The 14,701-nt window shown below is 66.9% G+C and carries 10 protein-coding genes; 3 read left to right on the top strand and 7 right to left on the bottom strand.

Translation table 11 applies throughout. The annotated features are described in order from the left end of the window. Positions 1-21: 21 nt before the first annotated feature. The 4 genes from narH to JTE92_RS10825 form a co-directional block, all read right to left on the bottom strand. Entirely contained in the window at positions 22-1,572 is a 1,551-nt protein-coding gene (gene narH, locus JTE92_RS10840) for a nitrate reductase subunit beta (RefSeq protein ID WP_063237382.1), read from the bottom strand. After that, positions 1,569-5,315, bottom strand: a complete 3,747-nt coding sequence (locus JTE92_RS10835; protein ID WP_063237381.1) for a nitrate reductase subunit alpha — start codon at positions 5,313-5,315, stop codon at positions 1,569-1,571. Before JTE92_RS10835 ends, narH begins: the two co-directional genes overlap by 4 nt. A gap of 187 nt (positions 5,316-5,502) precedes the next feature. Further along, positions 5,503-6,888, bottom strand: a complete 1,386-nt coding sequence (locus JTE92_RS10830; RefSeq protein WP_063237380.1) for a NarK family nitrate/nitrite MFS transporter — start codon at positions 6,886-6,888, stop codon at positions 5,503-5,505. Positions 6,889-6,951: 63 nt separating this feature from the next. Beyond that, positions 6,952-8,232, bottom strand: coding sequence for an MFS transporter (locus JTE92_RS10825; RefSeq protein WP_063237379.1), 1,281 nt, complete (start codon positions 8,230-8,232; stop codon positions 6,952-6,954). A gap of 281 nt (positions 8,233-8,513) precedes the next feature. Between JTE92_RS10825 and JTE92_RS10820 the strand changes: the two genes are divergently transcribed. Next, positions 8,514-9,737, top strand: coding sequence for an NnrS family protein (locus JTE92_RS10820; protein ID WP_063237378.1), 1,224 nt, complete (start codon positions 8,514-8,516; stop codon positions 9,735-9,737). Between the two features lie 9 nt (positions 9,738-9,746). Here the strand turns inward: JTE92_RS10820 and JTE92_RS10815 are convergent, their stop codons facing one another. Then, a complete protein-coding gene (locus tag JTE92_RS10815) occupies positions 9,747-10,757 on the bottom strand; it encodes an AraC family transcriptional regulator (RefSeq protein ID WP_063237377.1) in 1,011 nt (336 codons plus the stop codon). Positions 10,758-11,306: 549 nt separating this feature from the next. Between JTE92_RS10815 and JTE92_RS10810 the strand changes: the two genes are divergently transcribed. After that, positions 11,307-11,891: a hypothetical protein gene (locus tag JTE92_RS10810; RefSeq protein WP_063237376.1), complete on the top strand. Its 585-nt coding sequence runs from the start codon at positions 11,307-11,309 to the stop codon at positions 11,889-11,891. 66 nt (positions 11,892-11,957) lie between these two features. Here the strand turns inward: JTE92_RS10810 and JTE92_RS10805 are convergent, their stop codons facing one another. Further along, complete coding sequence (locus JTE92_RS10805) at positions 11,958-12,275, bottom strand: H-NS histone family protein (protein ID WP_063237375.1); 318 nt, start codon at positions 12,273-12,275, stop codon at positions 11,958-11,960. Positions 12,276-12,522: 247 nt separating this feature from the next. Here JTE92_RS10805 and JTE92_RS10800 point away from each other — a divergent pair, with 247 nt between their 5' ends. Next, positions 12,523-12,933 (top strand): VOC family protein, encoded by a 411-nt coding sequence (locus tag JTE92_RS10800; RefSeq protein ID WP_063237374.1) that lies wholly within the window; start codon positions 12,523-12,525, stop codon positions 12,931-12,933. Between the two features lie 133 nt (positions 12,934-13,066). On the opposite strand, the gene JTE92_RS10795 is transcribed toward JTE92_RS10800, so the two are convergent. After that, the gene (locus JTE92_RS10795; protein ID WP_063237373.1) at positions 13,067-14,461 is read right to left on the bottom strand and encodes an NCS2 family permease; all 1,395 of its coding nucleotides are present in this window, start codon (positions 14,459-14,461) and stop codon (positions 13,067-13,069) included. Between the last annotated feature and the right edge of the window lie 240 nt (positions 14,462-14,701).

Here is a 14,701-nt window from a genome sequence, read left to right as displayed (position 1 = left end):
CTCCGGTTCGTTCGCGGGCGCTCAGCTCATCACGGGCTTCTTGCGCGACCTGGGCATGTCGACGAAGTGCACGCTGCCCTGCGGCTTCTTGCCGAACAGCGCGCCATCCGAGGTCCCGCCCGAGCAGCCGTTGCCAAAGGTGAAGCCGCAGCTGGCCTTGTCGTTGAAGCTGTCCTCGACCATTTCCTTGTGCGAGGACGGGATCACGAAGCGGTCCTCGTAGTTGGCGATGGCCATGGTCTGGTACATGTCCTCGACCTGTGCCGGCGTCAGGCCGACCTGCTTCAGCACATCCAGGTCCTGCACGCCGTCCACCACCTGCGAGCGCTTGTACGCGCGCATCGCCAGCATGCGGTCCAGCGCCGACAGCACCGGCATCACGTCGCCCGCGGTCAGCAGGTTGGCCAGGTACTTGAGCGGGATGCGCAGGCTCTTCACGTCGGGGATCACGCCGTTCATGCCCATGTGGCCGGCCTCGGCCGCGGACTGGATCGGCGACAGCGGCGGGACGTACCAGACCATCGGCAGGGTGCGGTACTCCGGGTGCAGCGGGAAGGCGATCTTCCATTCGCACGCCATCTTGTAGACCGGCGACTTGCGCGCGGCGTCCAGCCAGGCCTGCGGAATGCCCTGGCGCAGCGCCTCGGCCTGCACCGCGGGATCGTGCGGATCGAGGAAGACGTCGAGCTGCGACTGGTACAGGTCGCGCTCGTCGGCCACCGATGCGGCCTGCTCGATGCGGTCGGCGTCGTACAGCATCACGCCGAGGTAGCGGATGCGGCCGACGCAGGTCTCGGAGCAGACCGTAGGCTGGCCGGCCTCGATGCGCGGATAGCAGAACAGGCACTTCTCGGCCTTGCCGCTCTGCCAGTTGAAGTAGATCTTCTTGTACGGGCAGCCAGAGATGCACATGCGCCAGCCGCGGCACTTGTCCTGGTCGACCAGCACGATGCCGTCATCCTCGCGCTTGTAGATCGAGCCCGACGGGCACGAGGCCACGCAGGCCGGGTTCAGGCAGTGCTCGCACAGGCGCGGCAGGTACATCATGAAGGTGTTCTCGAAGGTCGAGTACATCTCCTTCTGCACGTCGTCGAAGAGCTTGTCGCGGCCGCGCGAGCTGAACTCGCCGCCGAGGTCGTCCTCCCAGTTCGGGCCCCACTCGATCTTTTCCATCTTGCGGCCGGTCAGCACCGAGACCGGGCGCGCGGTGGGCGGGGTCTGCGACAGCGGCGCCTTCTGCAGGTGCTCGTAGTCGTAGGTGAAGGGCTCGTAGTACTCGTCGATCTGCGGCAGGTTGGGGTTGGCGAACAGGTTCGCCAGGATCTTCAGCTTGCCGCCCTGGCGCGGCTCGAGCGTGCCGTCGGCATTGCGCTTCCAGCCGCCCTGCCACTTGTCCTGGTTCTCCCATTCCTTGGGATAGCCGATGCCGGGCTTGGTCTCGACGTTGTTGAACCACGCGTACTCGACACCGTCGCGGCTGGTCCAGACGTTCTTGCAGGTCACGGAGCAGGTATGGCAGCCGATGCACTTGTCGAGGTTCAGCACCATGGCCACCTGGGCGCGGATCTTCATTGCGTTGCTCCTTCCTTGTTCGTTTCTACGAGCGGCCCTTCCAGCCAGTCGACCTTCTTCATCTTGCGCAGGATCACGAACTCGTCGCGGTTGCTGCCCACGGTGCCGTAGTAGTTGAAGCCGTAGGCCAGCTGCGCGTAGCCGCCGATCATGTGGGTGGGCTTGGTCACGGCGCGCGTCACCGAGTTATGGATGCCGCCGCGCATGCCGCTGGTCTCGGCACCCGGCACGTTCACGATCTTTTCCTGGGCGTGGTACATCAGGCACATGCCCTTGGGCACGCGCTGCGACACCACCACGCGCGCGGTCAGCGTGCCGTTGACGTTGAACACTTCGACCCAGTCGTTGTCGCGGATGCCGTTGGCGCGGGCCTCGGTTTCCGAGATCCACACGTGCGGGCCGCCGCGTGACAGCGTCAGCATGCGCAGGTTGTCGGAGTACGTGGAGTGGATGCCCCACTTCTGGTGCGGCGTGATCCAGTTCAGCACCAGCTCCGGGTTGCCGTTGGGCTTCTTGCCCAGCATCGGCGCCACGGTCTTGGTGTCGATGGCCGGCTTGTACACGCACGCGCCTTCGCCGAAGTCCAGCATCCAGCGGTGGTCCTGATAGAACTGCTGGCGGCCGGTCAGCGTGCGCCAGGGGATCAGCTCGTGCACGTTGGTGTAGCCGGCGTTGTAGCTGACCTCTTCCGATTCCAGTCCCGACCACGTCGGCGCGGAAATGATCTTGCGCGGCTGCGCCTGCACGTCGCGGAAGCGGATCTTGTCGTGCTCGCGCCCTTCGGCCAGGTGGGTGTGGTCGCGGCCGGTGATCTTCGACAGCGCTTCCCACGCCTTGACGGCGACGTGGCCGTTGGTTTCCGGCGCGAAGGTCAGGATCATCTCGGCGGCGTCGATTGCGGTTTCGAGCTTCGGGCGGCCCTGGCTCACGCCCGGTTCCGTCACCGTGTGGCTCAGGTCGCCGATTTCCTTCACCTCATGCTGGGTGTTCCAGTTGATGCCCTTGCCGCCATTGCCGAGCTTGTCGAGCAGCGGGCCGATCGAGGTGAATTTCTTGTAGATGTCTGCGTAGTTGCGCTCGACCACCGTCATCGACGGCGCGGTCTTGCCCGGGATCAGGTCGCACTCGCCGGCCTTCCAGTCCTTCGGCTCGAACGGCTGGCCCAGTTCGCCCGGGGTGTCGTGCAGCAGCGGCGTGCAGACCAGGTCCTTGCGCGTGCCCAGGTACGGGCCGGCGATCTCGCTGAACTTCTTCGCGATGACCTTGTAGATTTCCCAGTCGGTCTTGCTTTCCCACAGCGGCTGCACGGCCTCGGACAGCGGATGGATAAAGGGGTGCATGTCGGACGTGTTGAGGTCGTCCTTTTCATACCAGGTTGCCGTCGGCAGCACGATGTCGCCATACAGGCAGGTGGTGCTCATGCGGAAGTCCAGCACGGTCAGCAGGTCGAGCTTGCCTTCCGCGGCCGGGCGCACGTTGACTTCGCTCGGCGTGATCGCGTCGGCCTCGTCGCCGAATACGGCGTTCTGCGTGCCGAGCAGGTACTTCAGGAAATACTCATGTCCCTTGCCCGAGCTGCCCAGGATGTTGGAGCGCCACACGAACATATTGCGCGGGAAGTTGGCGGGATTGTCCGGATCGTCGCAGGCGAACTGCAGCGCGCCGGACTTCAGTTGCTCGACGGTGTAGGCCACTGGGTCCTTGCCGGATTGTTCGGCCGCATCGACCACGTCGAGCGGATTGGCGCCGAGCTGCGGCGCCGACGGCAGCCAGCCCATGCGCTCGGACTTCGCGTTCAGGTCGAGCAGCGACAGGCCGTCATAGCGCTTGCGGTCGGCGGTCGGCGACAGGATCTCGTCGACGGCCAGCTTCTCGTGGCGCCACTGGCTGGTGTGGTTGTAGAAGAACGAGGTGCCGTTCATCTGGCGCGGCGGGCGCGACCAGTCCAGGCCGAACGCCAGCGGGGCCCAGCCGAACTGCGGGCGCAGCTTCTCCTGCCCGACGTAGTGCGCCCAGCCGCCGCCGCTCTTGCCGATGCAGCCGCACATCATCAGCAGGTTGACGATGCCGCGGTAGATCATGTCGTTGTGGTACCAGTGGTTCAGCGCGGCACCGACGATCACCATGCTCTTGCCCTGCGTGCGGTCGGCGTTGTCGGCGAACTCGCGCGCCACCTGGGTCACCAGGCGGGCCGGCACGGAGGTGTGCTTTTCCTGCCAGGCTGGGGTGTAGGGCACGTCGTCTTCATACGAGGCCGCCACGTTGGGGCCGCCCAGGCCCTGGTCGACACCGTAGTTGGCCATCTGCAGGTCGTACACGGTCGCCACCAGCGCGGTGCTGCCGTCGGCCAGCGTGATGCGGCGCGCCGGCACGCGGCGGCGCAGCAGTTCGTCGTGTTCGCCGCCGAAGTAGGGGAAGCCGACCTCGACCACTTCGTCGCCGTTGCCGACCAGCGACAGGCGCGGCTCGACCGCGCGGCCGCTGCCGCCGTCCTTCATTTCCAGGTTCCAGCGGCCCACTTTCTCGCCGCCGTTGTGCGCGGCCTCGCCCCAGCGGAAGCCGATCGAGCCGTTGGGCGCGACGATCTCGCCGGTGGCATCGTCGATCTGCAGCGTCTTCCACTCCGGATGGTTGGCTTCGCCGAGGTTGTCCGCCAGGTGCGAAGCGCGCAGGAAGTGGTCGGGCACCAGCGTGCCCGCGTGGTCCTGGTTCTCGCGCAGCAGCACCAGCATCGGCATGTCGGTGTACTGCCTGATGTAGTCGCGGAAGTAGGCGGACTTGCCGCTGGCGTGGAATTCCTTCAGCACCACGTGGCCCATGGCCATCGCCAGCGCGGCATCGGTGCCTTGCTTCGGGGCCAGCCAGATATCGCCGAACTTGACCATCTCGCCGAAGTCGGACGACACCGCCACGGTCTTGGTGCCCTTGTAGCGGACCTCGGTGTAGAAGTGGGCATCCGGGGTGCGCGTCTGCGGCACGTTGGAGCCCCACACCATCAGGTAGGTGGAGTTGTACCAGTCGGCCGATTCGGGCACGTCGGTCTGTTCGCCCCAGATCTGCGGGCTGGCCGGCGGCAGGTCGCAGTACCAGTCGTAGAACGACAGGCAGGCGCCGCCGAGCAGGCTCAGGTAGCGCGCGCCGGCGGCGTACGAGACCATCGACATGGCCGGGATCGGCGAGAAGCCGATCACGCGGTCCGGGCCGAACTTCTTCACGGTGAAGGCGTTGGCCGCGGCGATCATCTCGGTGGCGGTGTTCCAGTCGGCGCGCACGAAGCCGCCCTGGCCGCGCACGCTCTTGTAGCGCGCCGCCTTCTCCGGATCCTGGCTGATCGATTCCCAGGCGGCGACCGGGTCCATGGTCTTGCGGGCCTCGCGCCACATCTCCATCAGGCGGCCGCGGATCATCGGGTACTTGACGCGCTGCGCGGAGTAGACGTACCAGCTGTACGAGGCGCCGCGCGGGCAGCCGCGGGGCTCGTGGTTGGGCAGGTCGGGGCGCGTGCGCGGATAGTCGGTCTGCTGCGTCTCCCACGTGATCAGGCCGTTCTTGACGTAGACCTTCCAGGAGCAGGAGCCGGTGCAGTTCACGCCATGGGTGGAGCGCACGATCTTGTCGTGCTGCCAGCGGCTGCGGTAGCCGTCTTCCCACTTGCGGTCTTCATGCACGACCGCGCCATGGCCATCCGAGAAGGTGGACGTGACGCGCGACATGAACTTCAGTCGATCCAGGAAATGACTCATTTGCTTGTTCTCCGCGAGGCTTTTCTGCGGCGCTCCGGGGATTGCGGGAGCGTTTGCAGGGACACCTTGAGCTTATGGGGGAGCGGGGCGGCAGCCAATTCGCTGGTGGAACAGCCGCCGTGTGGCGATCGGGGGAGGTGCCGGGTGCCGGGCTAGTTCCGAAGAACTAGTCCGGCCGGCAAGGTGCTCAGCAGGGCATGGGGGCATTGCGGCGCGCGTAGTACCACCACGTCACCAGCACGCAGCTGACATAGAAGGCGATGAAGCAGTACAGCGCGGCGTCGGGCGCGCCGGTCAGCTCCAGCGAGGTGCCGAAGCTCTTCGGGATGAAGAAGCCGCCGTAGGCGCCGATGGCACCGGAGAAGCCCAGCACCGCGGCCGACTCCTTGCCGGCATCCTGCAGCGCCTGCCGCTGCGCGGCCTCGCCCTGGCTCCTGGCGGCGCGCTGGCGCTCGGTCAGGAAGATCACCGGGATCATGCGGAAGGTCGAGCCGTTGCCGATGCCGGTCAGCGCGAACAGCGCGATGAAGGCCGCCAGGAAGAAGGTGAAGTTGCCGCCGGCGCCGTCATGCGGCAGCGCCGCCAGCACCGCGAACACCGCCGCGATCATGCCGAGGAAGGTCCACAGCGTGACGCGCGCGCCACCGAGCTTGTCGGAGATCCACCCGCCCACGGGGCGCGTCAGCGCGCCCACCAGCGGCCCCAGGAAGGCATAGGCGGTGGGGTTGACGTCCGGGAACTGCGACTTGGTCAGCAGCGCCAGCCCGGCCGAGAAGCCGATGAACGAGCCGAAGGTGCCGACGTACAGCCAGCACATCAGCCAGTTGTGCTGGCGCTTGAAGATCACGGCCTGTTCGGCGAACGAGGCCCTGGCATCGGCGATGTCATGCATGCCGAACCATGCGGCCAGCGCCGAGACGATGATGAACGGCACCCAGATGAAGCCGGCGTTCTGCAGCCACAGGTTCTGCGCGGCGCCGTTGGCCTGGTACTGCTGCGGCTCGCCGCCGAGCGCGCCGAACACCGCCAGCGACACCACCAGCGGCGTGACGAACTGCACCACCGACACGCCCAGGTTGCCGATGCCGGCGTTCAGCCCGGTAGCCAGGCCCTTCTTCGCCTTGGGAAAGAAGAAGCTGATATTGGCCATCGACGAGCTGAAGTTGGCGCCGCCCAGCCCGCACAGCAGTGCCAGCACCAGCAGCGTGGGATAGCCCGTGGACGGGTCGCGCAGCGCGAAGCCCATGCCCAGCGCCGGGACCAGCAGCAGCGCGGTGGAGATCGCGGTGAAGCGGCGCCCGCCGAAGACCGGCACCAGGAAGGAATAGAAGATGCGCAGCGTGGCGCCGGACAGCGCCGGCAGCGCGGTCAGCCAGAACAGCTGGTTCTTGGTGAACTGGAAGCCGGCGCGGTCGAGGTTGACCGCGACCACGCTCCACAGCATCCAGACCACGAAGGCCAGCATCAGCGCCGGGATCGAGATCGACAGGTTGCGGTAGGCGATGCGTTCGCCCTGGTCGCGCCAGAAGGCCGCGTTCTCGGGCTCCCAGCGGGTGAGTACGGATGAGGTCATGATCGATGTGCCTTGGTTGAGAGCGCGGAGGCGCGCGGGAGGAATGAGCGTTCGGTGAATCCGTCAGGCGGGCTGCGTGAGGCCGACGGCCTGCGCCTTGCGCTGGCGTTCGGCGCGCTGGCTGTAGTGCATCCACACCAGGCTCACGCACACGGTGCCGTACATCAGCATGAAGCAGCTGCTGCGCACGCCGGTCAGGTCGGCCAGCATGCCGAACAGGATCGGCAGCACGAAGCCGCCCAGTCCGCCGGCCAGCCCAACCACGCCGGAAACCGCGCCGATGTTGTGCGTGAAATCGTTGGAGATGAACTTGAAGACCGAGGCCTTGCCGATGGCGAAGGCGATGCCGACCACGAACAGCAGGAAGGTGAACACCGTGGGCGTCAGCGCGATGCGGAAGCCCTGCGGGCCGCCGGTGGTCTGGATGATGAGGTCGGTCTGCGGATAGCTCAGCAGGAAGAAGCCGACCCAGCTCACCCACATCACCCACCAGGTGGTGCGGTGTGCGCCGTAGCGGTCGGAGATCCAGCCGCCGATGGCGCGCAGCACGCCGCCTGGCAGCGAGAAGCAGGCGGCCAGGAAGGCGGCGGTCTTGATGTCGAAGCCGTATTCGCCGATGTAGTACTTGGTCATCCACAGCGACAGGCCGACATAGCCGCCGAACACCACCGAGTAGTACTGCGAATAGCGCCACACGCGCGGATCGCGCATCACCGCCAGCTGCTCGCGCCAGCCCACGCTGGACTTGACCATGTGCGCCGGGTTGCTGCGCGAGAACACCCAGAACAGCAGCGCGGTGACGAGCATCGCCACCGAGTACACGCGCGGCACCACGGTCCAGGTGCCGGCCGCCAGGATCATCGCCGGCGCGACGAACTTGGTCAGCGCCGCGCCCGAGTTGCCGGCGCCGAAGATGCCCATCGCCAGGCCCTGGCGCGAGCGCGGGAACCAGCGCGCCACGTAGGGCGTGCCGACCGAGAACGAGCCGCCCGCGAGCCCGACGAACAGGCCCAGCACCAGCAGTTGCCACAGGCTGTGCGCGTAGGAGATCAGCCAGATCGGGATCACCGTGGCCAGCATCAGCACGAAGAAAACGATGCGGCCGCCGAAGCGGTCGGTCCAGATGCCCAGCGGCACGCGGATCAGCGACCCGCTCAGCACCGGCGTGGCGGCCAGCAGGCCGAATTCGGTGTCGTTGAGGCCGAGTTCCTGCTTGAGCGGGATGCCAAGGACGGCGAACAGCATCCAGACGGCAAAGCAGATGGTGAATGCGAAAGTACTGGACGCCAGCGTGATTGCCGCGCCGGCCGGGACGGGTTCCGGCGCGCGTGTTTGGGTGGCCATGGCCATGCTCCTGTGTCAACTTTGGCGGGGGTGATGCCAGAGTAGGGGCGGGCACTGGTGCTGCCTATTCGCCGGCAGCACAGCGCGCCACATGGAGCGATCTGTCGTTGGAGGTAGTTCTACCGGCGGAGGTTGGCGGCGCGGCGCTGGTGCTATCGTGATCGCGGCACGCATGGCACCCGTTTGCGTGCTTGCGGCAATCCTGCGCCAGGTCAAGAATCTGACGCATGCCGTCCCGGCACTGCCGGATTCACCAGATATACCGACCCGCTCCGCCCGCCATGGAAACCATCCCGATCCTTCCTTCCCGGCCCTCGCCCTCGGGCAAGACCCCTGCCGGGCCGCCGCCACGCGGCTTCGCCTTGTTCGCGCTGGGGTTCCGGCCGTTCTACCTGGGCGGCGCTGTCTTTGCCGCGCTGGCGATGGCGGCATGGTCGGCAATGCTCGCGGGGATGCATTCGGTCGGGCCGGCGCCGGTGCTGCCCGCGATGTTCTGGCACGCGCACGAGATGGTGTTCGGCTTTGCCGCGGCGATCGTGGTGGGTTTCCTGTTCACGGCAGGACGCGCCTGGACCGGCCAGCCCACGCCGACCGGTGTCGCGCTGGCCGTGCTGTTCCTGTTGTGGCTCGCGGGACGCGTTGGCATGTGGATCGCGCCGGGCACCGTTGCCTTTGCCATCGAAGGCGCATTCCTGCCGCTGGCGGCGCTGGCGTTCACGCGCACGCTGGCCAGGGCCGGCAACCGGCGCAACTACCCGCTCGCGCTGGCGCTGTGGCTGCTCGCCGTGGCCAATATCGCTGCATTGTGGCTGCAGGCCGGCGGGCATGACGTCGCGGCGCTGCATGCCTGTCGCGCCGGCGTGGCGCTGGTGACGCTGTTCGTGGTGGTGATCGGCGGCCGCGTGATCCCGATGTTTACCACCAACGCGATTCCCGGCTTCCGCCTGCGGCAGTACCAGCAGGTCGATCGGATGGTGATCCCGGCAACAGTGCTGGGCCTGGCCTCGGGACTGCTGCCGTTGCCGGGATGGCTGGCCGCGGCGCTGTCGCTGCTCGCCGCCGGCGTGCTGGCGGTGCGCGTGGCGGGATGGCGCGGCTATGCGGTCGGCAACCGGCCACTGCTGTGGGTGCTGCACCTCGCCTATGCATGGCTGCCGCTAGCGTTGCTGCTGCAGGCACTGGGGGCGCTGGGGCTGGTGATGGCCGGGCTGGCGACCCATGCGTTCACGGTGGGCGTGCTCGGTGTGGCCATCATCGCCATGATCACGCGCACCGCGCTGGGCCATACCGGGCGCATGCTGGTGGCCGGCCGCACGGAAACGGTGGCGTACTGGCTGATTGCCATGGCCGCGGCATTGCGGGTGTTCGGTCCGATGGTGTGGCCGGCCGGCTACCTGCACTGGATCTGGGGCGCGGGGGCGTGCTGGGTGGCGGGGTTTGGCCTTTATGCGCTGACTTATGCGCCGCGGCTTGCGCGCCCACGGGTGGACGGCAAGCCGGGTTGAACTGGCGGATCAGGGGCAAGGGTGCGCCGCCGAGCGCCGGTAATCGCCCGGTGTCATGCCGGTCCAGCGGCGGAAGGCGCGGAAGAACGAATTGGCATCGTCGAAGCCGAGCCGGAAAGCGATTTCTCCCAGCGACATATTGCCCTCGGTCAGGTATCGGCCGGCCAGTTCGCGACGCACATCTTCGCACAGCGCGCGGAAGCCCGTGCCGGCCGCCATCAGCCGGCGCTGCAGCGTGCGTTCGCTGATGTCGAGGTGGCGCGCCACTGCAGCCAGGCTCAGTGCGCGCTCGCCGGCCAACTGGTGCAGGGCGGTGCGCACGTCGTCCAGCGATGCCGCCGCGTGCCGCGCGTCGCCCGTGGCGGCGGGCGCCGCCGGACGGCTGTGGGCGCGGGCGACCAGGCGCAGCGCGAGGTCGCGCCGGCCAAACACGATCGCGTCTTCCGGCTCCCCGAAGCGCACCGGGCAATCGAAGGCTTCGGTATAGCGCAGGTGCCAGTCGGGCTGGCCGATGCGCAGCGAGACCCGCAGCGGATGCAGCGGCTTGCGCGTGAACTGGCGCCCGAAGGCCAGCAGCGAGCACAACTCCATGTCGATGCGCGGGCGGGTGTCAGGCGCCTCCGGCTCGCTCGGGCGGATACAGACCCAGGCCTCTTCGCCCTGCCGGCGCAGCTCGATGCGGTCGCCCATCATCAGCTTCTGGTAGCGCGCGATACGCCGCAGCGCCGTGCCCAGCGACGGGCCCGCCATGGCCGGCATGCCTGCCAGGCCGAGCAGGTCGGGCTGCATCCGGCTGCCCAGCCACAGGCCGATGGCGGGATCGCCGGTGGCCTGGTAGACCGCGCACAGCAGGTGGCTCGCCTGCTGGGGCCCGGCCTCGGGCGTGTCCGGGGAAGAAAGGGTTTCGGGATCGGACTCTGGAGCAGGCACGAGCGCCGACACATCGTAACCGCCTTCACGCAGCGCGTGCAGCAGCTCACGAGGGAACGGCCTGGCCTGGATTGGCTCTTGTAGTGGCATTGTTATTGGCTGGCAAATTGGCGCAAGGCGCCTGTGCTAGCCCCCGGTAAGTCTGAGATTACGCGGTGGTGGCGGCGCCTTCAAGGGCACGCGGGGGGAGGATGTGTGGTCCAGGCAGCGCAACCAGCGGGCTGGCCAGGGGCGGGGCGCGCAGCGCCGGGGGAGGGCATCGCCGGGACTAACAAGGATCGATGCGCGGATCGATGCGCGGGTCGGTGCAACGCGTTGCCTAAAATTTGTGCGGTCCGGTGCGTTGCCGCACAGACCAAGGCTTCCGGGGAGGAGGAAGGCAGGATATCCACAGATTCTGTGGATATCACGCCAGGGTTTTCAACATGGGTTTGTGCGGCTGCCGCAATCTGCCGGAAACCGGTATGCTGCACTGTTTTGGGAGCAGGGCAACACTGCGCAAGCCGCGAGGGTGTCGGCGCCGGATGCCATCCATGCCGATATCGCGCATGATTCCTGGCCTATCTTCGCGGAAGTTGCCGCTTCCCAGCTGCCAGCCGCCTCGACTGGCATAACCGCAATGCCAAACTGCCTGCCGCCATGCGTCATGACCGGTCGTCCGCAGTGCCCTCCTGCCTGACATGCCTCGCCACGTTGGCCGCCACCGTGGCGCTATGCGGCTGCGTGGCGCAGTACCGGGTGCCGTCGGGCGCCCCCACGGCCAGCGTGCGGCTGCTGACCAATACCGAGGAAATCACGTCTTTCGCGGTGGTCGACCCGGCCAGGTGCCCGGTGCCGGCACGGCCGCTGATCCTGGCCGGCACGGGCAAGCAGTTGTCGGCAATGGGCCGGGATCGCGAACTGGGCCTGCCGGGGCGCTCACCAGAGCCGCCGGCACGCACGCGCGAACGGCTGGTCGAGGCAGGCCGGCGCATCTACGTGGCCGTGACGTCCGTTGCCGAGCCGCCGTTGCCGGAGCAGCGCTGCGCGGCCGGGGTGTCGTTCGTGCCCGCGCCGGGGGGGCTCTATGAAATCCGGTATCAGCGTGACGAGGCCGCGAGCCAGTGCTCGGCGCAGGTATTGCGGATGCAGCCGGTGGAAGGTGGCGGCGCGCGCCTGACGGCGGAACCGACGCAGAAGGGCTTCCGCGCGCTGCGCAAGGAGTATGTGTGCCAGGCGCTGTGACGGCGCCCTGGGCGGCGCCGCAACGATAGCGCGCCGGGCAGGCCCCCGCCTGCCCGGCAGGCGGGATTACTGCTCGATCAGGAAGCGCTCGGGGCGCTTGCCCAGCCATGCCGGGGCGCGCCCGCGGCCGGACCAGGTCTTGCCGGTCTTGGGATCCATGTACTTGGGCGGCAGCGCCGAGCCCGAAGCCGCCGCCTTCTTGTCGGCGGAACCTGCGGGGCGGCCGCGTTTGCGCCGCGGCATGATGTCTTCCGCGGTCAGGCCATATTCGGTCATCAATTCGCGGATTTTGTCGATCACGCCGGCGACTTCCGTCGCGCGCACTTCATTCAGCTTGGCTTCCAGCGCTTCTTTCTCAGCCAGGAGTTGCTTGTATGTCGCCATTTATTTCCCCTTTCTGCAATTAGGCCGATGCATGGTACTAGAACTTCGGGCGTCGGTTGACATAAAAATTTTACAAAAAATGCCGGGGATTGCACGGATTGATTGCGGGGGCGCGCCATTGCGGTGTCCGTACTGAGGCAAATGGCAATGCCGCCGCTCCAATTTCCACCAAAGGAAAAACACTGGAGCTGCGGGTTTTTGCACCTAGACTGGTTCTCTGCATTGCGCAACCTTTTCCGGAGATGTCATGAACCAGCAGATCTTTGTCAATTTGCCAGTACGCGACCTGCAAGAGTCGATCGCGTTTTTCACGAGCCTTGGCTTTGCCTTCAATCCGCAATTTACCGACGACACCGCCACCTGCATGATCGTTGGCGAGAACATTTTCGTGATGCTGCTGACCGAAGCCAAGTTCCGCAGCTTTTCGCCGAATGACATCTGCGATGCGCGCAAATTCACCGAAGTGCTGGTTTGCCTGTCGATGGAAAGCCGTGCGCGCGTCGATGAAATGGTGAATGCCGCAGTGACCGCGGGCGGCAATACCTACAAGCCGCCGATGGACCTGGGATTTATGTACGGGCATGGCTTCCAGGACCTCGATGGCCATGTCTGGGAGCTGGTGTACATGGATACGGCGGCAATGCAGGGGGCGCAGTAATTCGTGCACCAAAAAAACAGCCCGGGAAAGCAGGAAGCCCGGGCTTGAAATCCACCTGGATCGCGGTGGAGGAGACAACTTGTCGTGGACGTCCCGGGCCGGTTGCCCGGGATGCGGGATGTGTCAGGCAGGATCAGATCGCCCAGCCGCCGGCATAGAACGCAGCCAGTACCACCGCGATGGCGACGGTGCCGACATTGAGCTTGCGCCATTCGCCGGCGATGACGCGGCCCACCACCAGGGTGCAGAAGCCCAGCATGATGCCGGTGACGATATTGCAGGTCAGCACGATAAACACCGCGCAGACCAGGCCGGCCATGGCGTCGACCAGGTCGTCCATATGCAGGCGGCTGACGCTGGACAGCATCAGCAGGCCCACGTACATCAGCGCCGGCGCGGTGGCGTACGACGGCACCAGTGCCGCCAGCGGCGAGAAGAACATCACCGCCACGAACAGCAGGCCCACCACCACGGCGGTCAGGCCGGTCCTGGCGCCTGCGGCCACGCCGACGGTCGATTCGATATAGGCCGCGGCCGGTGCGCCTCCAAAGAAGCCGGAGAAGATCGAGCTGACCGAGTCCGCCGTCAGCGCGCGCCCGCCGTTGTGGATATGGCCGGCGGCGTTGAGCTGCCCGGCCTGTCCGGCCACGGCGCGGATGGTGCCGGTGGCGTCGAACACGGCGGTCATCACCAGCGCCAGCACGCTCGGCAGCACCGCCGCGGACAGCGCGCCGCGCAGGTCCATGGCGCCGATCAGCGAGGTGTGGCCCGGTGCGCTCAGCGACGGCAGCGCAAACACGCCGGTGAACTTCACCGCCGGATCGAAGGCCAGGCCCAGCGCCGATATTGCGATGATCACCAGCAGGATGCCGCCCGGCACCTTGCGCCGCTCCAGGCCGAAGATCGCGGCCAGGCCAAGCACCGACATCACCACCGGGAACGCGGTGATCTTGCCCAGCGCCACCGGCAGGCCGGGGTGGGTGTTCTTGACCACCAGGCCGACTTCATTGGAGGCGATCAGCAGCAGGAACAGGCCGATGCCGATGCCCGTGCCATGCGCCACGCCTGCCGGCAGGTTGCGCAGGATCCAGGAGCGCACCCCGGTCACCGAGATCGCGGTGAAGATCAGGCCCATCAGGAACACCGCACCGAGCGCGACCGCCGGGGACAGGCCCTGGCCCAGCACCAGGCCGAAGGCCATGAACGCGGTCAGCGAAATGGCGCAGCCGATCGCGATCGGCAGCTTGGCCCACAGGCCCATCAGCAGCGAGCCGAAGGCGGTGGTCAGGCACACCGCGACAAAGACCGCGCTGGTGTCGAAGCCGGCCTTGCCCAGCATGCCGGGCACGACGAAGACCGCATAGACCATTGCCATGAAGGTGGTGATGCCCGCCACCACTTCCTTGCGCTGGGTGCTGCCGCGCGCGGTGATCTCGAAATAGGCGTCGAGCCGGTTCCGGACCTCGGGGACGTTGGGGCGTGCCGCATCGGTTTCCGTCGCTGACGACGGATAGGGCTGCTCGATCATGATGAACTGTCTCCTTGCAGGGCGCTGCAACGTCCGTCGTACGGCGCGTCGTCAGGCTTGTCTCACGTGGTTCTGGCTGTTTTGGGCTGGAGGCCTGGTGTCCTGGCCAACCCGCTGTTATCGGTGTGCCGGCTTGTCGTTGCCTTCTTGTGCGGGCGTGATCTGGGCAAGGCTGAAGGCTAGGTGAGTGCGAGGGACTCGTCATAACCGCAGCGGAATGCGCGGCATGCGTGGTGGGGA

The organism is Cupriavidus oxalaticus (assembly GCF_016894385.1).
GTDB classification, from domain to species: Bacteria; Pseudomonadota; Gammaproteobacteria; order Burkholderiales; family Burkholderiaceae; genus Cupriavidus; species Cupriavidus oxalaticus.
This window is presented reverse-complemented; position numbering and strand designations above follow the sequence as displayed.